Annotated in this window: 16 protein-coding genes, 1 tRNA gene and 1 pseudogene; 8 read left to right on the top strand and 10 right to left on the bottom strand. The window is 35.8% G+C overall.

Annotation, left to right across the window (positions count from 1 at the left end; translation table 11 throughout):
• Window positions 1-320 precede the first annotated feature (320 nt).
• A complete protein-coding gene (locus IHO13_RS00620; protein WP_225537329.1) occupies window positions 321-752 on the bottom strand; it encodes a hypothetical protein in 432 nt (143 codons plus the stop codon).
• Window positions 753-949: 197 nt separating this feature from the next.
• Here IHO13_RS00620 and aspS point away from each other — a divergent pair, with 197 nt between their 5' ends.
• Together aspS and IHO13_RS00610 are read left to right on the top strand one after the other, a co-directional pair.
• On the top strand, window positions 950-2,752 hold the full coding sequence (gene aspS / locus IHO13_RS00615) for an aspartate--tRNA ligase (protein ID WP_225537333.1): 1,803 nt from the start codon (window positions 950-952) through the stop codon (window positions 2,750-2,752).
• Between the two features lie 30 nt (window positions 2,753-2,782).
• Complete coding sequence (locus IHO13_RS00610) at window positions 2,783-4,045, top strand: MFS transporter (RefSeq protein ID WP_225537326.1); 1,263 nt, start codon at window positions 2,783-2,785, stop codon at window positions 4,043-4,045.
• Window positions 4,046-4,150: 105 nt separating this feature from the next.
• Here IHO13_RS00610 and infC read toward each other — a convergent pair whose 3' ends face one another.
• Window positions 4,151-4,660, bottom strand: coding sequence for a translation initiation factor IF-3 (gene infC, locus IHO13_RS00605; RefSeq protein WP_225537324.1), 510 nt, complete (start codon window positions 4,658-4,660; stop codon window positions 4,151-4,153).
• A 3-nt stretch (window positions 4,661-4,663) separates the two neighbouring features.
• Window positions 4,664-6,574 (bottom strand): threonine--tRNA ligase, encoded by a 1,911-nt coding sequence (thrS, locus tag IHO13_RS00600; RefSeq protein ID WP_225537322.1) that lies wholly within the window; start codon window positions 6,572-6,574, stop codon window positions 4,664-4,666.
• Between the two features lie 514 nt (window positions 6,575-7,088).
• Here thrS and IHO13_RS00595 point away from each other — a divergent pair.
• Window positions 7,089-7,433 carry a ferritin-like domain-containing protein gene (locus IHO13_RS00595; RefSeq protein WP_225537319.1) on the top strand — a complete coding sequence of 115 codons (345 nt, stop codon included), beginning with the start codon at window positions 7,089-7,091 and terminating at the stop codon, window positions 7,431-7,433.
• A 138-nt stretch (window positions 7,434-7,571) separates the two neighbouring features.
• Window positions 7,572-8,186 carry an SURF1 family protein gene (locus tag IHO13_RS00590; RefSeq protein WP_225537317.1) on the top strand — a complete coding sequence of 205 codons (615 nt, stop codon included), beginning with the start codon at window positions 7,572-7,574 and terminating at the stop codon, window positions 8,184-8,186.
• A gap of 45 nt (window positions 8,187-8,231) precedes the next feature.
• On the opposite strand, the gene IHO13_RS00585 is transcribed toward IHO13_RS00590, so the two are convergent.
• On the bottom strand, window positions 8,232-9,950 hold the full coding sequence (locus tag IHO13_RS00585) for a cation:proton antiporter domain-containing protein (RefSeq protein ID WP_225537315.1): 1,719 nt from the start codon (window positions 9,948-9,950) through the stop codon (window positions 8,232-8,234).
• 5 nt (window positions 9,951-9,955) lie between these two features.
• On the bottom strand, window positions 9,956-10,528 hold the full coding sequence (locus tag IHO13_RS00580; protein WP_225537313.1) for a thioredoxin family protein: 573 nt from the start codon (window positions 10,526-10,528) through the stop codon (window positions 9,956-9,958).
• A gap of 114 nt (window positions 10,529-10,642) precedes the next feature.
• Here IHO13_RS00580 and tmk point away from each other — a divergent pair, with 114 nt between their 5' ends.
• Window positions 10,643-11,245, top strand: a complete 603-nt coding sequence (tmk, locus tag IHO13_RS00575) for a dTMP kinase (RefSeq protein ID WP_225537331.1) — start codon at window positions 10,643-10,645, stop codon at window positions 11,243-11,245.
• Window positions 11,246-11,920: 675 nt separating this feature from the next.
• Here tmk and IHO13_RS00570 read toward each other — a convergent pair.
• From IHO13_RS00570 to IHO13_RS00560, 3 genes are all read right to left on the bottom strand, one after another.
• Window positions 11,921-12,214, bottom strand: coding sequence for a hypothetical protein (locus IHO13_RS00570; RefSeq protein ID WP_225537310.1), 294 nt, complete (start codon window positions 12,212-12,214; stop codon window positions 11,921-11,923).
• 87 nt (window positions 12,215-12,301) lie between these two features.
• Window positions 12,302-12,619 (bottom strand): hypothetical protein, encoded by a 318-nt coding sequence (locus IHO13_RS00565; RefSeq protein WP_225537309.1) that lies wholly within the window; start codon window positions 12,617-12,619, stop codon window positions 12,302-12,304.
• 248 nt (window positions 12,620-12,867) lie between these two features.
• A tRNA-Leu gene (locus IHO13_RS00560) sits at window positions 12,868-12,951 on the bottom strand.
• A gap of 62 nt (window positions 12,952-13,013) precedes the next feature.
• On the opposite strand from IHO13_RS00560, the gene tldD reads away from it, so the two are divergent.
• A complete protein-coding gene (gene tldD, locus IHO13_RS00555) occupies window positions 13,014-14,441 on the top strand; it encodes a metalloprotease TldD (RefSeq protein WP_225537307.1) in 1,428 nt (475 codons plus the stop codon).
• Here tldD and IHO13_RS00550 read toward each other — a convergent pair.
• Window positions 14,436-15,497, bottom strand: coding sequence for a hypothetical protein (locus IHO13_RS00550; RefSeq protein ID WP_225537304.1), 1,062 nt, complete (start codon window positions 15,495-15,497; stop codon window positions 14,436-14,438). The genes tldD and IHO13_RS00550 overlap by 6 nt on opposite strands.
• A 35-nt stretch (window positions 15,498-15,532) precedes the next feature.
• Window positions 15,533-18,117 (bottom strand): annotated as a pseudogene (gene polA / locus IHO13_RS00545) (DNA polymerase I).
• A 210-nt stretch (window positions 18,118-18,327) separates the two neighbouring features.
• Between polA and IHO13_RS00540 the strand changes: the two are divergent.
• Window positions 18,328-18,702, top strand: a complete 375-nt coding sequence (locus IHO13_RS00540; RefSeq protein ID WP_225537301.1) for a hypothetical protein — start codon at window positions 18,328-18,330, stop codon at window positions 18,700-18,702.
• Window positions 18,703-19,300: 598 nt separating this feature from the next.
• Window positions 19,301-19,468: a hypothetical protein gene (locus IHO13_RS00535; protein WP_225537299.1), complete on the top strand. Its 168-nt coding sequence runs from the start codon at window positions 19,301-19,303 to the stop codon at window positions 19,466-19,468.
• Window positions 19,469-19,870 lie beyond the last annotated feature (402 nt).

Genomic DNA, 19,870 nt, shown 5'->3' with positions numbered 1-19,870 from the left:
AGTACCACTCCTTGCTCATTATAGCCTTACGGCTTTAATTTAATATACAATCTAGGAATTCTGGTTGAACACTAGATTGGTAAGTATGGAATTAATTAACCTAATGTAAAACACAGTGTCAACTTTTCTGGATTCCAAATAGGAACAACACGGAATGACGCAAAAAATCTAAGTTTGTTAAACCCATTTGCAAGCAAAGCTTGCTAGATCTCAGTGTCAAGCACTGGGGTGACATCCTTGTGTCTGAGGCAACACTGGCTGTAAAACTTAACATAATTCAAGAAGTTTAATATCAGAAAATAGGCTATATAACAGATACATTATCTGCCTTTCCCTTTATGTTTATCTTGAGTTGAAGCCTGAGCTTTTACAAACAGTTCCCAAAACCCTTTCTTACCACCTTCTCTATTTATTAACTGCGCCAAACGCTGCACAAATTCACCACTTAACATAACCATTTTTGTCCATTTACCTACTGGCTTCGCAATATCAACTATTTCTGGATCTTCTTTGTAAACCTGTATACCTTTTTGCTTTTCGTGCAGCATTTCTTGATGTTTGATCAACTCTTTTTGCTTATTCTTTTGATATAATTCATTGAATTTTCTGTCTTCCTCCCACTTCTCTTTAAGGACTTTTTTAGGAAATATGATTTTCCGAATTCGGTTCTTGTATGTATTTCTCAAAAAGAAAAATACCGCAGCTGCAGCAAGCAATGTTATGCTATATATTATGATCTGCACAAATGGCATTTTTCGTATCCAGATTTATTGAAAATACCTTTATTATTATATCACAATTATAGAAATTCTGCAAACTTATGTGTGAGCAAAGACAGTACAAGGCAACACTTCTCTATCTCGCAAGTTGTGTAAATATGCGATAAATGAGCTTGTATACAATAAAGTTTATTTCTATACTTCCTAAAAATTCTGGTGACCAAACAAATATGAACTGCTACAAAACTCACACCTGCAATGAACTTAAGAAGAACGATGTAGAAAAGGAAGTTACCCTATCTGGGTGGTTACATCGCAGGCGCGACCACGGCAACTTGATCTTTGTTGATTTAAGAGACTTTTATGGAATTACTCAGTTAGTATTCAATAACGATAAAGATTTTTTTGATAAAATATCAAATTTAAAATCAGAAAGTGTAATTACTGTTACAGGCATAGTCAAAGCTAGAACTGAAGGTACAGTAAACAGTTGTATTTCCACCGGAGAAATTGAGGTAATAGTCAACAATTTGCGTGTTGAGTCGGAAGTTGAGTTCCACCTTGATGAAGAAGTAACAAAAGAAGAAAGAAGTATATTAGCAAGCATTGCCGGTAAGCAAGAATATCCAGAAAATATGAGACTTAAATACCGATTTCTTGACCTAAGACGTAAAAAAGCTCGCAACAATATTATTTTGCGCTCACAAATCATTGCAGAACTCCGCAGGCTCATGATAGAGCAAGGATTTTTGGAGATTCAAACTCCAATACTCACGGCTTCCTCCCCCGAAGGAGCACGCGATTACCTAGTGCCAAGCAGGCTAAATCCTGGTAAATTCTATGCATTGCCACAAGCTCCACAGATTTTTAAACAGTTGCTCATGGTTTCAGGGTTTGATAAATATTTTCAAATTGCGCCATGTTTTCGTGATGAAGATGCAAGGGCTGATCGTTCTCCAGGAGAGTTTTATCAGTTAGACCTTGAAATGTCTTTTGTAACTCAAGAGGACATATTTGACGTTATTGAATCTATTTTATATGAAGTGTTCGCCAAATTTTCTTGCAAGTCTGTTGATAAAGACTTTCCACACATTACATACAAAGAGGCAGTACTTAAGTATGGCTCTGACAAGCCAGATTTGCGTAATCCACTATTAATCAGCGATGTTACAGAAATTTTCCGCGATTCAGGGTTCAATATTTTTAAAGGCAATATTGAACTTGGCATGGTAGTGAAAGCCATCCCTGCTCCTAAAACAGCAGAGGAACCACGTAGCTTCTTTAATAAAAAAATAGAACATGCGCAAAAAGAATTTGGTGCCAAAGGGCTTGGATATATAACGTTTGATAAAGATGGCACTGCAAAAGGACCAGTTGCTAAATTTCTTGATGACAATAGGTTAAGTCGCATAAGAGAAATAACGAATGTAGAGCCTGGGGATAGCGTATTCTTTGCTTCTGATCAAGAAAATGAAGCAGCAACAATAGCAGGGAAAGTGCGCACTCTTTTAGGGTCGGAACTGGGTCTGATAGATGACAATATCTTCAAGTTCTGTTGGGTTATTGATTTTCCATATTTCATATACGACAATAAAAGTAAAAAAATCAATTTTTTTCACAATCCATTCTCTATGCCTCATGGCGGCTTGAAAGACTTAGAGGGAAAAAGTCCACTAGACATCCTTGCTTACCAATATGATCTTATCTGTAATGGGATAGAACTATCGAGCGGGGCAATCCGCAATAACAAATTGGATATTATGTATAAAGCTTTTGCTATTGCAGGTTATAGCCAAGAAGAGGTTGATGCAAAATTCGGTGCACTCGTGCGCGCATTCAGATTCGGAGTGCCGCCTCACGGCGGAATAGCTCCAGGAATTGATAGAATGGTGATGCTGCTTGCTGACGAATCAAACATTCGCGAGGTAATCTGTTTTCCTATGAATCAGCAGGGTGAAGATGTTCTAATGGGTGCTCCTTCTGAGGTAGACAATAGACATTTACGTGAATTGTCTTTGCAGGTCATTGACTAAGTACCCTAAATTATATTAAACTGAGAAATTATGAATAACATCCAAAAAGCAATACTATCAGGCATAATCTGCAACATGATTATAGGGTATGAATTAACTCTATTTGGAGTTCTGACACATATAATAAGCAATGTTTTTTTCCCTTCAGAAAATGATTATTTAAGCACAATCAAATTTCTTGGCAGTTTTGCAACTGGATTTGGATTTAGACCACTTGGTGCATTTATTTTTGGCTACATTGGGGATAAGTACGGCAGGAGGAAAATTTTGCTAACTTCCGTAATATTAGCTTCGATATCATCTACTGCAATTGCATTGATACCAAGCTTTAGAGAAATCGGAATATTTTCTCCTATATTGCTTCTACTTTGCAGAATAATACAGGGAATGGCGGCAGGTGGGGAAACGAGTATCAACTCAGCCTTTTTAATAGAGCATTCGGTCGATAAAAAAAATTTAGGCTTTTTAGGTAGCATGAAAGCTTTTAGTGGTGCTCTTGGTTCTATTATATGCTTTGTAATGATAGCTATTTGTAAAAAATTTACAGGCGAAAGCTATGAAATTTGGGGTTGGAAATTGCTCTTTTATTTCTGCTCCGTTATGGGTGTAATAGGCTTTTCAATAAGATACATAATAAAAGAGAGCCTGGCATACAAAACTCATGATCAAAACAAAAGTTTATCTCATTCTCCATTTCTAGAATTAATAAAGGACTATAAAAGGGCATTTTTAATAGCAATCGGGCTTGGCATTGCCCAAAATGCGATTGTTTATTCAGCAATCATGTTTTATAACATATCCGTAAAAAAACTCACTCTTTCAAGCATTGATATTAAAAATGTAGTAAGGATTATGGTTGAAATTACATTTGGAGTATCCGCAGTGTTGCTTGCAACACTATCTGACAAAGTAGGAAGGAAAAACGTGATGATTCCTATATTAGTAGTTTTAGCTTGTGTCAGCTTACCAGCGTTTTCGCTATTATCATGCGATAACCACTATATTGTAGCATTCACTTTTCTATTGATGAGCATACCAATAGGTGCATCTTTTGGAACATATAATTCTCTTGCTTGTGAGTTGTTTCCAACGAAAGTTAGATGCACTGGTTTTAGTCTAGCACATAATATCTCTGCAGGAATTTTTGGTGGTCTCTCTCCTTCTATATGCATGTTGCTGATAGAAAAAACCGAAACAAAACTTGCAGCAGGTGTTTATCTTACTGCCTGTACATTAATCAGTTTAATATCTGTATTGCAAATTAAAACAAGAGATAAAAAAATTGATTGGTGAAATTTTTTCTTTAATAGTAATTTCTCATATTTTAATCATATCCTAGAACTATAAATGTAGTTTATTTAATTCAAGCAAAAACCAGTTTACCGCGAACAAATTTTGCTACCTAGCAACCAGGGCTAAAAAATATTGATTTCCTTCTCGTTTAGGTGCTAATTCTACCTTTGCAATATCTTCTGTGTCTCTAATTAACCTTTCCAGTTTTTCCACCCCAACCTCAGTGTTTATTAGCTCTCTACCTCTAAATTTCATTGTAACTTTGATTTTGTGTCCATGTATAAGAAAACCCCTTACGTGACGCAATTTTGTTTTATAGTCGTGATCGCCAATATTGGGACCTATCTTAATTTCTTTTATCGTTAACGTTTTTTGTTTCTTCTTTGCTTCACTTGCTTTCTTTTTTGCATCGTACTTTTGCTTGCTGTAATCCAGTATTTTACATACCGGAGGAGTCGAGTCAGGCGCAATTTCCACCAAATCTAAGCCGATATTCTGAGCAGATTCCAAAGCCTGCTTTATTGCTACAACCCCAACCATTTTACCATTTTGGTCAACTAAGCGTACCTCTTCAGCTGTAATGGATTCATTAATTCTATGTTTTTTAGTTTGCAAATTTTAACTCCCTTGATTAGGGTTAATACTTTTTAATAGCAATTCAGCAGCTTTTTCGTAGGAAGAAGACTCCCATTTTTCTGACCCTAAATTTCTCACTGACATAGTTTTACTTGCAACTTCATTTTTGCCTACGATCCATAATATAGGAATCTTGTTTGAACTATGCAAGCGTATCTTATAACTAATTTTCTCATTGGTTAAATCGGTTTTAACTCTAACACCTTGTTTTTTTAAAGCGTTATAAATTTCTATAGCATAATCGTCAGCTTCGCTTGTAACGGTTAGAATGGCAAGTTGCGTTGGAGCGAGCCAAAGTGGAAATCTTCCTGCATAATGCTCTATTAAAATTCCAATAAAACGTTCAAAAGTTCCAAGAATTGCCCTATGTAGCATAATAGGGTGGTGCTTTTGTCCGTCTGCTCCTATATAAAAAGCCTCCAGGCGCCTTGGTAAAATGAAGTCAACTTGCAACGTTCCACATTGCCAATTTCTGCCTATTGCATCTTTCAAAACAAACTCTAACTTTGGACCATAAAATGCACCTTCACCAGGGTTGAGTTCATAGCTTAAACCTGCTTCTCTGACAGCTTCAAGGAGCGCTTTCTCAGCTCTATCCCACACTTGATCATCTCCTGCTCTAACATTTGGACGGTCTGAAAATTTCACGGAGATTTCATTGAACCCAAGCTCTGAATATACTTCTTTTAAAAGGTCGCAAAATTTTACAGTCTCAGAATTAATCTGCTCTTCCATGCAAAAAATGTGCGCATCATCCTGCGTAAAACCACGTACTCTCATCAGTCCATGCAATGAACCTGAACTTTCGTTTCTATGACATGTACCAAACTCTGCCATACGTATCGGTAAATTGCGGTAGCTCCTGGTGTGAGAGTTAAAAATCTGCACGTGACAAGGGCAATTCATGGGTTTTATTGCCAGCCTTTTGCTTTCAGATTCATCAACAATAAACATGTTTTCACGAAACTTATCCCAATGCCCTGATTTTTCCCACAGCTCCTTACTTGCTAAAATAGGAGTTTTCACTTCAGCATAGCCATTGTTTATTAATTTTTTCCTTATGTAAGACTCAAGAACGTTATATAAAGTATATCCCTGCTCATGCCAAAAAACCTGCCCAACAGCCTCCTCTTGAATGTGAAACAAGTCCATATCCTTAGCAATCTTGCGGTGGTCGCGTTTTTCCACCTCCTTCAAACGCTTAAGATAAGCGTTTAATTCATTCTTATTTCGCCATGCGGTGCCATATATTCGCTGTAGCATTGGACCCTTAGCATCACCACGCCAGTATGCTCCTGCAACTTTCATGAGTTTAAACGCTTTGACTCTACTTGTTGATGGCGAGTGCGGACCACGGCACAAGTCAACAAAATCTCCTTGTCTATAAACAGTCAGATTTTCACTCTCTGGTATGGAGGAGATAATATCAACCTTATATTTTTCACCTATACTGCTAAAAAAATCAATTGCTTGCTTACGCGTCCAAACTTCTCGAACAAATCTGTGATTGTTTTTTATGATTTCTTTCATTTTCTTTTCTATTGCAGCAAAATCATCCGTGGTAAAGGTACGATTTGTAGCAAAATCATAGTAGAAGCCGTCCTGAATTGTTGGGCCGATAGTAATCTGAGTGTTAGGAAAGAGCTCTTTCACTGCCTGAGCCATTATATGAGCAGCATCATGTCTTATTATATCCAAACCCATTTCGTCACTGAGTTGTATCACCTCTATTTCTGTGTCAGATTCAATTTTACGTGAGAGATCATATAGCTCACCATTTACCTTTAGGGCAACGGCTTCTTTTAAAGCACCTGGTTGTAGTATGTCAAAACCGGTAATCCTGCCGCTGTATTCTTCCACTTTTTGTTCAGCTAAAAAAGTAATTCTAATCATAAATATACCTATTGGGAGAACATTGGAACAACAGAGGCTCTGCACATAAGTTAACAATAAATTTTATATAAATCAAAATACCTCCATAATCCTTAATAATTTTACGTAAATTAAAAGCAGTACGCTTCCACGGTTCTCTCCACAGTCTGATATGGCAGTTAAGCCGCATTATACTTGTCAAGCAGAAGTGAACGGCAACATGTCTAATACGAAATCTAAGTTTCACTCTGCTCTTACTTATCCTTTCCATCGGCATTGCCACCTTGAGTAAAACTTATGTTCCTCCTATATTTTTTAATAACAAAATTCTGTTTTATCAACCAACATTCTATTCATAATTACAGCTAATCTCTTGGCTACTGCAACAATTACCTTACTTCAACAACTAGGCAGTCAACTTGAGAAGCAGAAACAAGTTTTGACGCGAAATCGAAAAAAGGTTATGCAAGAGATCTATTGCTATGATTCTCATTATCATATAGATTATACTAATAGATTAAACTAAAGGAAGGTTATGAATAAAGAGATAATAGCAAAGCATTTAAATAAATCACTCACTGGTGAATTGACTTCTATAAGCCAGTATTTTTTGCATTCTACAATTCTCAAAGATAGTGGGGTCAATAAACTTACAGAGAAAATGAAAAACGAGCTTGACGAGGAACTTGAGCATGCAAATAAGCTAGCAGAAAGAATTTTATTGCTTAAAGGTATACCAAACTTTCAAGACACAAATGAAATCTCAAAGCGTGACGGGAAGTTTACAAAAGATACAATACGCAAAATCTCGGAAGATAACTTAAAATTAGAAGAAGAAGGTTTAAAAGGCTATAGGGAAGCAATTTCTGTTGCTGAATAAAGAGGAAGATTTTATTAGTGTAATCTTATTAGAGGAATTATTGAAAAATGAGGAAGAGCACTACCATTGAATTGAAGAGCAAATTGGCTCTTAATTGACTTATAGGTGTTGAAAATTACCTAAAAACACAAATGTAAGGTGTTAAAAAAAACGATATTTATCTTAATTATACCTTGCTTACTTCTTTTTTTATTAGGATTGTGGCAATTATTTAGGTTGAACTGGAAGAACAATATTATCAAAAATATGAATCTTCCAGTTGTCTATCTATTACCCAATAGTGATCTTGCAAAATTTAACTACAGACACATCAAGATTGATGGGATTTTAAGTGACATAGAGCTATACGTTTTTACAGGGCAACGCGGCTATCATGTGCTGTCTCCTATGCTGCTCACTAATGGACACTACACGCTAGTGAATAAAGGAATAGTAAGAGAGAAAAAGAAGGAAGGAGCAAAAATTGAGAAAATAACTGCGAGTGGAGTTTTATATTGCGATAGTAGTAAAAGCAAAAGTTGGTTAATCAAAAATGATACTGCTTTGAACACGTGGTTTACCCTAAGTACAGAAGAAATTTCCAATGAACTTGGTATTAAGCTAGAGCAGTGTATGTTGTGGCAGAAAGGTTTCAGCAGTAAACCAACTATACAGCCGATGAAACACTTGGAATATGCAATAACTTGGTTTGCACTTTCCTTGATTTGGTGTATAGTTTATTATAGCCAAAATAAACGCTACTCAAATGTCTGACATCAACGATTACGAGCTGGGATAAAGAGGAGACTGAAGAAATAATCATTCATCTATATCGCTGCTAATATCCTTTATCATGCTATAATTGCCTTTCCTAAATCTACTTTTTAAGGACTCAACTCCGCTTTCGCTAATACCACTTAGGCTCAGCGCTGCTCCACCAAGCTGTAACCCAATCTCAGATGTCTCCGGAATAACTTTACTAGCTCCTAGATCTTTGTAAGCTTCTACATTACTCAGATCTGGTAGGCGTATTATAACATTTACGTGTGGAAAATTTGTTGCAACTAGAGAAACAATCTTTTTTATAGTAACTTCGTTCTTTATTGAAATTACGAGAGCTTGGGCTCTTTCTATTCCTACTGATTTTAAAATTTCATATCTCGTGGCATCTCCAAGATATATAGGAAAGCTGTCACTTTTCCCTTCTTTGACTATCTTTGATTGAATATCTACAACAACGTAACTTATATGCTCTGCGGTAAGCATTTTTGTTACCATATATCCTACCCTGCCGAATCCAGCAACTACTACATGGTTATAGAGATCTTGTGTGTCTGTCTCAATTGCTTCATCATCTAATATTACTTTCTCAGTGCTAAATGAATTTGCTATCCATTCTCCAAGTCCCGATAGAAGAGGAGTGAAAGCCATAGTTACTGTAGTTACCATCATAAGTACTTGGGCAATTTCACTTGGTAATACATCCAACTCATCTGCTAAGCGAAACAGGATAAATGCAAATTCACCACCCTGTGCAAGCAATAATCCAGCTTGTATGGCAGGTGCACTCTTAAACCCAAAAAATCTACACAATACGTATATGATAGATGTTTTTAAAACGATAAGGATGATCGACAATAAAGTAATTAGCGGCAATTTATTGAGTAAAAGATCAATATCGATAGACATACCGACAGTCATAAAAAATAAGCCGAGAAATAAATCTTTGAATGGTAACACCGCGTGTTCCACCGAGTGCCTGTGTTCTGTTTCTGCGACTAATAACCCAGCAACGAATGCGCCCAGTGCCATTGATAAATGAAATTGTTCGGTAATAAATGCTGCTCCTAATATTATTAAGAGTGTTGTTGATACAAAGACCTCGTTATTTTCCATTTTAGCAATAACCGAAAATAAGGGTCTGAGTAATAACCTACCAGTTATAAATATCAACACTAATGCAATAGTTGCTTGTACTAATGAACCTGCCAGTGAGCTTATCAGGCTGTTTTCAGAACTACCAGTAAGTAAAGGTACTAATACTATTAATGGTACCACTGCAAAATCTTGCATTAACAGTACTGCTATTGACAACCTACCAACTTGACTTGCTTGGGAAACTTTTTCCTGCAGAACCTGTAACACTATTGCGGTTGAGGACAATGCAAGCCCACCGCCGATAACTGCCGCCATGTTAGTGTTCACTTCAAAAGCAAGAGCAATGCACCATATCGCTACCATGGTAACTATAACTTGAAGGGAACCAAATCCAAATACATGAATACGCATGGCAATGAGGCGTTCAAAGGTCAACTCAAGACCTATAATGAATAATAGAAAAACTACGCCGAATTCTGCAAAATTATCCATTGCATCAGCTGAATGTATCAGATTAAATCCATGAGAACCAATCAACGCACCTGCAACGAAGTAACCGAGCACTGGGCTGATATTCATTTTCCAAAATGCTATGACTATAAACACAGCAGCGGAAAGTAAAATTATAATATCAAACAAGTACTGAGAGCTGCCGTGCATGATATTTAACCTGTAGGATCAGACCATTTAATTGAGCAACCAATGCTTGACTTTTGGTCAACCGGAGGATTACCAGTTTCTGCAATGAATTTCATAGCTTGAAATAAATCACTACTTCCTATCTTATAGTTTTGAGCCTTTTCTTTTTTTGCATCATTAAAACGTCCACGATAGCGGAGTTTTAAATTAGCATTAAAACCAAAAAAGTCAGGAGTACAAACAGCATCATATTCTTTAGCCACTTCTTGCATACTGTCAATCAGATATGGAAATGCAAACTTATTTTCCTTAGCAAAACTAATCATATTTTCAAAGGAGTCTTCTGGATATTCATTGACATCATTCGGCATTATTGCAACAGTATTTACCTGATAACCCCTTTTTAACAAATCAACATCGCTCACCAGATCGCTGATAATTGATTGAACGTAAGGACAGTGATTGCATATAAACATTATAATAAGACCATTTTTTCCACGACAGTTACTTAATGTATAGTGTTTGTTGTCTACCCCTAAAAGATTGAAATCCTTTGCAGTAAAGTCAAAATCTACCTTAGGAGTATTCAGTGCAACCATAGCTTACAGAGAATTGTGTATCAGCCACAGCTTATAATATTATTGCTTAAGTGTCAAATGGTTCTTGTGTATACTGTTTGTATATTTTTTGTTGACATTACGATTACAGAACTTATGTTCATAACCTTTGAGGGAATAGACGGCTCCGGTAAAACAACGCAGTCTGAGTTACTTGCAAGTCATTTTAAACAACTCTACAGTGAAAGTAATGTGATATTGACCAGAGAGCCAGGTGGTACTGACTTTGCAGAGAAGGTAAGAAGGGTATTGCTTAAAGACAATATTGACCCCATCTCTGAACTTTTGTTACTTATCTCAATGAGATACGAACATGTGAAAAAATTAATATTGCCAGCTCTAGAAGAAAGAAAGATAGTGATTTGCGATCGGTTTATTGATTCAACTATTGCATACCAAGGGTATGGGCTTGAAGTTGACTTAGGGCTAATAGGGGACCTTCATAAGTTAGTAAAAATTAGACGTCCAGATATCACATTTATCCTAGATATTGATGTTCAAGTTGGTCTAAGCCGAACAAAAGATAAAAATAAATACGAAGAGATGGACATTAATTTTTATAATAAAGTTCGAAAAGGATTTCAAGAAATAGCGCTAAAAGAGCCTAATAGGTCCAATATTATTACTGAAATTGAAACTAAAAATAACAGTCAAGTGTATGGTGAAATTATCAATAGAATTGCTAGCACTATACAATAGAGCTGGTTTTGCTAGCAAAATGAAAAGTAAGGCCAACTTCAATACCGTATGTGGACAACAAACCACTAACATTACTCCTTTTTTAATCCATGCTTGCGCCCTAGAAAGTTGCTACTTTTCCAAAGTGTGGACTACGATTTCAACCAGATGTTAAAGCAAATGGAATTACACCATTATGGTTTCATGACATCAGATCGCACCTTTCTATAATAATTAAAATGTTGTGTTTTTAATTAAGATTAGCTACTTTCTATGTTCACAAAATTAGTTTGCTTGCTTACAAGCAAACTTTCCTTGATTCCAGCGCTTGACGCTTGAACCAAGGAATTTTATCAAGTAGGTGAGCATAAAAGTTATGTTAAAATGCACTATTTATGGAAAATTGGATCCCATGTTGAACACTGTGATGAGTCTGCCGTGGAAGCAGTAAGATGAAACTGCACAACAAATGAGGGAGCTGGAATGGCACTGTTATAAAGTAACCAGTGCCTTCTTGTTAACTGGCAAGAGGTTATCATCCAAGTAGATAACCTCTTGCCAGGTTGAAATCACAATGTTTGTATGGTTGTGGCTTATATTTTTGTAATACTAACTATGCCGAACTCTCTTGAATGGCCCTCTCTAGTTAGAATTATATTAAATATTAATTTCTTTCCACTTGAAGATAAAGTTCCATTATCTACCATATAGTCGATTATATGACAACCGTTGCTGTACTCTATTCTTCCTTCCATCTTCTATTCGTAAAAATCTGAGATTAAGGACGATATCCTTATGCATGTTCTCATCCGGACATATATATTCATATAGGCTCTCAAATACCAAGTTCTCATATTCATCACGTTCTACTATATATGTGCTAAGATCTATAAGACCTGGACTATCCCTATTATATTCAGATACTACATAACAAGCATTATCCTCAAAAAACCCGGAATAGTCACCGAAAAAATTTATAAAGTCTGTCACAATATTTGCCTTTTGTTATCAAATTATTAACACGATAACTAATATTCCTACATAGTTAAGTAAGTTGATTTATTAATATTTTAGCAATCAAGCCCCTGTTATCACACCACTTTGGAGATTTCTCTCTTTGCTCAATTCTTTTACCTTCGACTCGCTGATCATAGTCTGGACGATATTGGCTGCCACAGCAGTAAAGCTCAAAATGAAAAAAGTAATAGAAATAAAAGGAATAATAAGAGATTCGAAAGGTAATACAGGTATAATTCTCTCTATTAAAAACGAGGCATTAAATGCTATGTTGATATGGATCCTTGTTAGCTTTTCCTGCCCTAGAGTGTTTTCTATACCAAGCTGATTATTAAGATCGTGTTTTTGCAAGTGGTTAACATATGACCACACATTCAAACCGAGTGAAACCAATTTAGTGTAATCTCAAAACAGCAGAGTACAATTTAAGCTAGGAACATCAAAAACTAGCGATGCTATTTATACACCCAATAAAAGAAGCAATGGATAGTGTGGTAACTAGATGTCTTGAGTAAGTTCTTATTTTTTTCTGTTGGCAAGTTCCTCTTTCTCACGACTCATAAACTTAAGCATAATTAATATATTATGGCATTAATTCGTTCAAAAAACAATATGTAAGTTAAGAGTGCCCGAGAGAAGACTTGAACTTCCACAACTGAAAAGTTACTAGCACCTGAAACTAGCGCGTCTACCAATTCCGCCACCCGGGCTTTTTGTAGTTTACTATGTTAAAGTTAAATAATATACTTAAGCAATTTTTAGTTTAAAGGTAATGCCGGACGATTTAAACTTAGATCAAATATTTTTTGCTCAGAACAATGTTAATATTAATAATGTATATAAAATAGTCAACCATGCTTTGAGCAATAGCGATGGCGGTGAGTTATTTTTAGAGTTTTGTCAGTCAGAGTCTTTGGTTTTCGATGATAACATATTGAAACATATGGATTTGAACATCAGAAGGGGATTTGGCCTGAGGTCTTTTTGCGAGAATAGCACATCTTTTGTTTGCTCTTCTGAGATTAGCGAAAAAGAAATTAGTAATGCTGCTTCTATAGTTAAAAGCTCAGTGTCTTTAAACAAAACAAATTTAATAAGCTTAGACAAAGAGGCAAAAAACCTATATTCGAAAATTAACCCCATAAATGAAATAGATCTAAGCTCAAAAATTAAACTGCTCAACGAGGTTAATGAGTATGTAAGATTCAAAAATAACTGCGTGAAGCAAGTAAAAATAACTCTAAGTGGAAAATGGCAAGTCATACAAATAATAAAGGGTGATCACAGGTTAAGCGACATCAGGCCTCTAGTACGTTTTAATGTGTTAGTCATTGTAGAGAAAGATAGCCGAATTGAAAGAGGTTCTGCAGGACATGGTGGACGAGATTCTTACAGTAAGTTTATTTCTGAGGCAAAGTGGAAAGAAGTTGCAAACCAGGCTTTGGAACAAGCATTAGTAAATTCTGAAGCGGTTCCGACTCCAGCTGGAGAGATGACAGTTGTTCTAGGTCCGGGCTGGCCAGGGGTATTGTTACATGAAGCTGTGGGCCATGGACTCGAAGGCGATTTTAATCGTAAAGGAGTATCAGCATTTTCAAATTCTATTGGTAAACAAGTAGCAGCTAGTGGTATCACAGTAGTTGATGATGGAACTCTGCCTAATTTGCGCGGTTCTATTAGCATAGATGATGAAGGCACTCCTTCTGGTTACAATGTGTTGATAGAAGATGGAATCCTCAAAGGATATATGCAGGATTATATGAATGCTAAACTCATGGGGGTAAATCTAACTGGTAATGGTAGAAGGGAAAGTTATAAAGAAGTCATTATGCCGCGCATGACAAACACCTATATGTTACCAGGGAAACATACACCAGAAGAAATAATATCTAGCGTAAAGAAAGGTCTATATGCAGTAAATTTTGGTGGCGGGCAGGTTGATATAACATCAGGGAAATTTGTTTTCTCATCTTCAGAAGCTTATTTGATAGAAAATGGTAAAATTACACAACCAGTCAAAGGGGCGACGTTAATTGGTGACGGGCCAACAGTGCTAAAAAAAGTATCCATGGTTGGCAACGACCTAAAGTTAGATCCTGGTATTGGTACATGTTCAAAAGATGGACAAAATGTGCCTGTTGGGGTTGGTCAACCAACACTCAAAGTTGATGCAATTACGGTAGGCGGAACTGAGTTATAAGTTGGAGATACTGTGCTGACTTCCTTCTTCTTTTTGTCGTCGTTTATCTTCTTCTTTCTTCCGGAAGGATTCTTGATTTTCCTTAACTTGCTCAGGCACATTATGCTGCTTTTCAGCAGGTTGCTTATCCTGTCCAACTCCATTAACTTTTGATTCTAGAATTTCACTAATTCTATTATTAATTTCACCATCCCATTCTTTCTCCTTTTCAGTATCAGGGTTATACAAAGTACCTTTCCTGTTATTTGAAAAAAGAGCCCTAACTCCTCCTTTTACAGCGAATATTGTGCCAATAGCAGCAGCAACTATCGCAAATGTAGTAGGACCAAAAACTAATATTGAGGTAATAGAAAAAAGAGTAGGAAGAAAAATCTTACGTAACAACGTTGTTACCATTTCTTCATCACTGAGCGGTGGTTCATCTTCTTCTTTACCCCCACCTAAAAATGGTATTTTTTCTCTTAGCCCACTCATAAAGGAGCCAGAAATGTTTTCAGGATCTACCTTTATTCCAAGCGGCCATCCAGCAAGTTTTATGAGTGAGTCTTTAGCTTCTTTACCGCGTATATCACCTACAAACTCATCAACCACTTCTTTTATTTTACTATTTTCTAAATTCCCTTCGCTAGCTAAATTTTTCTCTCTAATTTTTTCAAATACGGAAATTAAAAACTGAAGGAAATTTTCTTCACTTAGTGACTTTATTTTTTGATTAACATCGTTGAATATCTTTCCTCTATTTTCAAGTACAAAAGTAAAAATTTTCTTTTCATTTTCATTCTGTAACCGAGCTAGCTGCTCCTCTTTTAATGACTTTTGTTCCTCTAATTTCTCTTTCTCCTGCTCTGAAAATTTTTCTTGCAGTTTCTTTGCTATTTCCTCCATCTCCTGTTGTGTTTGTTTCTCTAGATTCTCTAAAGTATCTAGAAAAGCACGATAGATTAACTGATGTTCTTTTTTTTCAAAAGTTTTCTTATCTTCGTTAGTTAACTGAACAGAAGGTTTCGAATCCTTTGTTTGTGAAGTTAACATTCTTGTCATAACTGACTTACTCACACTTACTATACTTTAATTGTAGCATATTTTTCATATTAGTTCAAATGATTTATACTCTTAGAATCTGAAACGTTTAAATCATAATTAAGAAAATTTGAGCCCAAGTTGTCGCTAATTTTTACCTCCACTTCAAGCGGTATAGAAACTTTCACTGCATTTTCCATTACATCTTTCACAAGTTTTGCTGTTTCTTGTACCTTATTGTCTTCTACCTCAATCAATAGCTCATCATGAACTTGGAGGATTATTTTACCTGCTTTTAGCTGATCATAAAGTTGAATCATTGCACGTTTTATTATATCAGCAGCAGTTCCTTGCACAGGTGCATTTATTGCTGCCCTTTCCGCAAATCGCCTTAAGTAAGGGATTTTATTGTTTATGTCTTCTACAAAGCACCTTCTACCAAATAAAGTTTCTACATAGCCGTGCTGTCTCGCAATAGACACCTCCTTTTCCATATAGACCTTTATCTCTGGATAACAGGAGAAATAATAATCAATGTATCCAGCAGCTTCCTCAACGGTAATTTTAAACTGCCTTGCAAGGCCAAACGGGCTAATGCCATATATAATTCCAAAATTAATGGATTTTCCCTTTTGCCTCAGCTGTTTATCTACCTCTGTACCTTCTAGCACTCTAAAAACTTGCCTTGCGGTGATATTGTAAACATCTTGTCCATTTGCAAAAGCTTCTTTAAATGCTGCAACATCTGCAATATGTGCCAAGAGCCTCAATTCTATTTGTGAATAATCGGCAGAAATTATTTTATACCCTTTTGGTGCAATAAATGCTCGTCTGATAAAGCTTCCCCCTCACTTCTGATAGGAATACTCTGCAGATTAGGATTGCTGGAGCTAAGCCTACCTGTTGCAGTTGTTGAGAAGCTCGTATGTACTCTATCGTCAAGAGGGTTAACCCGCTTTATTAGCGCATCAGTATAGGTACCCTTTAGCTTGCTTAAGTGCCGCCAACCTAAAATCTTACTTGCAATTTCAGCTCCTTCCATTTCAAGTTCTTCTATTACTTCAGAGTTTGTACTATACGATCCGGATTTTAACTTTCTCTTCTTATTAAGCCCCATCTTATTAAATAAAATATCACTTAATTGTTTTGGCGAAGCAATATTGAATCTTTCTCCTGCCAAATTATATATATCATTCTCAAGCAGAGTGAGTAACTGTTGAAACTTATCAGACAATTCCTGCAGTTTTTGAATGCTTAGCAATATTCCATTTTTCTCCATGTCAAGTATCACTTTCATAAGCGGCTTATCAAAGCGCTCGTAAACTGTAAAGAGCCTCTCTTGAAACAATCTTTGTGTTAGCTTTTCATGGACCGCTATTAAAGTTTTTGCTGAGAAAATCTCTACATTTTCACTCAAATTATGTGCAATTATGTTTGGAATGCTGTGGTTATGCTTTCCTGTGTCAAGGCTATATGACATTGTCATCAAATCATCAACTGAGCTTAGCACTTTTTCTATTGTAGGAAATGTTTCTCTGATCTTTCTAATGTCATGTATTATTTTCAGTACCCCATTTGAAAGTAAAGTTAAATTGATTGTAACAATTGCATCTTGTAGGCAGTTTTGGTCTATGTAGAAAATATTATCTTCACTGCAAGATAAGGAGATTTTACTGAGTACATTGTTTTCAAAATGACAATAGATTACGATTTTGCCTTCGTATCTGCAGTGCTCCAAAAATTTTTCTAATTCTTCACTACTATATTCTGGTTTCTTTTCCGCGCTGGGTTTATTATAAGAAAAAAGCTTCTCTGCCCTGTTTACCAATGAATTAAACTCATACTTCTTTAAAAAGGATAACAATTTCTTCATATTTGGAGGATGAACTTCATATTTTGCAACATTATGCTGAAGATCTACTTTTTCATATAGTAAAAAAAGTTTTCGTGAAATTAGCGCTCTTTCCTTATGTTTGGTAAGAATATTACGTACTCTCGTTTGTTCAATGCTACTAATGTTTTCCAGGATATTGTTCAAGGAACCAAATTTATCAAGCAATTTAGCTGCAGTCTTTGGACCTATTCCTGGAATACCTGGAATGTTATCAGATGCATCGCCAGTTAGAGAAAATAAATCAAGGAGCTTGTTTGAATTTACACCAAATTTTTCTATTACTTGTCTTTCATCTATGTATATATTTTTAATAGGGTCAAATATTAAAATGTTGTGATTCAAGAGTTGAAACAAATCCTTATCTGACGAGACTACCACTACTTTAAAGTCTTGGTGGTTGGCATATTTCTTAGCTAGTGTCGCAATTATGTCATCTGCTTCATAGCCTCCAATCTCTTCATAGCTGAGATCGAAAGCTTCCACTGCTTCCCTCAGTATTGCAAACTGCGGAACCAAGTCTTCAGGAGGAGTTACCCTGTTTGCTTTATATTCAGGGTATAAGTCGTGCCTGAAATTTTTTTTGCCAGAGTCAAATGCTATGGTCAAGTAATCCGAGTGAGTAATGTACTTAAGAACCATATTTAGAAAGCCGTACACGGCACCTATTGGAATACCGGTTGTAGTAGTCAAATGGTGCAAAACATAATAAGCTCTGAAAAGAAAGCCATAACCATCGATGATTGTGAAAGTTTTTTCTTGCATTGTAGATATTTATGTGTGCCTTTGATAGTCTATTATTTTGATACAAAAATCAAGTCTTTGTTTCTACTTTTGAGCATCGCAAGAGACTTTGCTAAAAACAATATTCACGCATAGTTAATAGTTATCGTTTAAAATTAAGTTGTATTGGTAATAAATTGAGGGTTTGAAACAAGTGAAAAGACGGGAAAATCAAAAAGGTCAAAATCAGCTGTGCAGCCTATAAAGGCTATCAATAGCCCAGTTACTGTTGACTCTGCTTCAGTCAAAAGTGAAACAATACCAATAGAAGTTAGATCAAAAGCTAAAGCAAACAACCGAACTTATAAAAAAGATAAAGCTCACTCTTTGTTAACCTTTAGTATTGACTCTGATGTAGTATCAATATCAAGTGGTAGTGGAACATCGTCAAGCTCCGGCACAATAAATGACAGCGAAATACTTGACGCAAGCTCAATATCAAGCAGTAGTGGAATATCGCTAAGCTCAAGCATAATAAGTGAGAGCGAAATTCCTGATTCGATATCAAGTAAAAGCGAGATATCGTACGATACGGTAAAAGACGACACATATCAAAAACAACTGTAGAACTCAGGTCAGCAAAAATCCGCTGGAATTGGAGGGAGTGGCAGGAAGGTGCTTAGCTAAAAGACGCCAAAAAAAGTTGAAGTTCCAATTATTTCTAAAAAGCAAAATAACTCCACTAATTTCAGGAAAGAGTTTTCTCAGACAGAAAGCAAACCTCAGCAAACTCAGAAAAAGGTCAAGCAAACTGTTAGCTTTGATGATCGAATTAAAGCTCTACAGAATAGACAAAATGCTCTGCAACAGGAGCTCACTCGCCTTAAGAAGCAGAGTAAAGCATTTATATTTAAAAGTCCTAAAGAACAGAAAGCTCAAGAGAAAAAGCTGAATTCTCAATTAGAGGAAGTAACAAGAGTTAGATGGAGAGTTTAGCTTGATAGAAAATTTGGAAGTGACTAAAGACTTAAAAATTTCAGATTTTGTAAATAAATCTTGCGATGCAAGTAACTCTAAATAATAAGCATCTAGAGGAAATAGATAAATAGTACAAAAGCATTTTCGGCAATATGGACATTACATATGCAATAACTGTAATGACTTTCTGAACTCAAAACTTTCTGTATACAAATCCCTTCAGGAAATCCTAGATGGAGCTAATCCTATGTATGAAGATGAAGATAAACAAATCTTGCTTAGATATGATGCATATCAGATTAAAAATCTGTTGCAAAGTGGCAACATAAAAGAGAAAGAAGACAATAGAGAGCTAAAAGAGATATACGAAGACTTAAAGAATGAAATGAGTAAAAGCAGGAAGAACTTCGACTAATTAAAGATGATCAATATACTCGTAAATTAAGGAAAGGTAGAAGTGCATCACCGGATTCAATTATGAAATTTGTACAAACAGCGCAACATTCACAACACTTCAGGTTCTGAGAAATAGAGTTTATCATTGCTACAATAGGCTCTTACATGATAAACCAGCTTTTAGTATGTCATGAAGCAAAAAAACTACTTGATAGGCTTTGTCAGTTCCGCTATCATAGCAGTAAGGGTATTTCTGATTGAAAACTTGTTTTTAATCTCCAGGCTCAATGACAAAATCCAGTAAAAAACTCAGGGTATTTTTCGGTGGATTGTATCAAATTATAGTGGCTACATGTCCTTTTTACTTTTTCTACATTCAGCCAAATCGCGCTTAAACTAAGCATCAGCAAATTATTATAAC

This window comes from Wolbachia endosymbiont of Mansonella perstans (assembly GCF_020278605.1).
In the GTDB taxonomy this organism is placed as follows: Bacteria; Pseudomonadota; Alphaproteobacteria; order Rickettsiales; family Anaplasmataceae; genus Wolbachia.
This window is presented reverse-complemented; position numbering and strand designations above follow the sequence as displayed.

Excerpts from the sequence above, each read along its gene's own strand:
- IHO13_RS00620 (WP_225537329.1), bottom strand. The coding sequence starts at position 752 with ATGCCATTTGTGCAGATCATAATATATAGCATAACATTGCTTGCTGCA.
- aspS (WP_225537333.1), top strand. The coding sequence starts at position 950 with ATGAACTGCTACAAAACTCACACCTGCAATGAACTTAAGAAGAACGAT.
- IHO13_RS00610 (WP_225537326.1), top strand. The coding sequence starts at position 2,783 with ATGAATAACATCCAAAAAGCAATACTATCAGGCATAATCTGCAACATG.
- thrS (WP_225537322.1), bottom strand. The coding sequence starts at position 6,574 with ATGATTAGAATTACTTTTTTAGCTGAACAAAAAGTGGAAGAATACAGC.
- IHO13_RS00595 (WP_225537319.1), top strand. The coding sequence starts at position 7,089 with ATGAATAAAGAGATAATAGCAAAGCATTTAAATAAATCACTCACTGGT.
- IHO13_RS00585 (WP_225537315.1), bottom strand. The coding sequence starts at position 9,950 with ATGCACGGCAGCTCTCAGTACTTGTTTGATATTATAATTTTACTTTCC.
- IHO13_RS00580 (WP_225537313.1), bottom strand. The coding sequence starts at position 10,528 with ATGGTTGCACTGAATACTCCTAAGGTAGATTTTGACTTTACTGCAAAG.
- tmk (WP_225537331.1), top strand. The coding sequence starts at position 10,643 with ATGTTCATAACCTTTGAGGGAATAGACGGCTCCGGTAAAACAACGCAG.
- tldD (WP_225537307.1), top strand. The coding sequence starts at position 13,014 with ATGCCGGACGATTTAAACTTAGATCAAATATTTTTTGCTCAGAACAAT.
- IHO13_RS00535 (WP_225537299.1), top strand. The coding sequence starts at position 19,301 with ATGTATGAAGATGAAGATAAACAAATCTTGCTTAGATATGATGCATAT.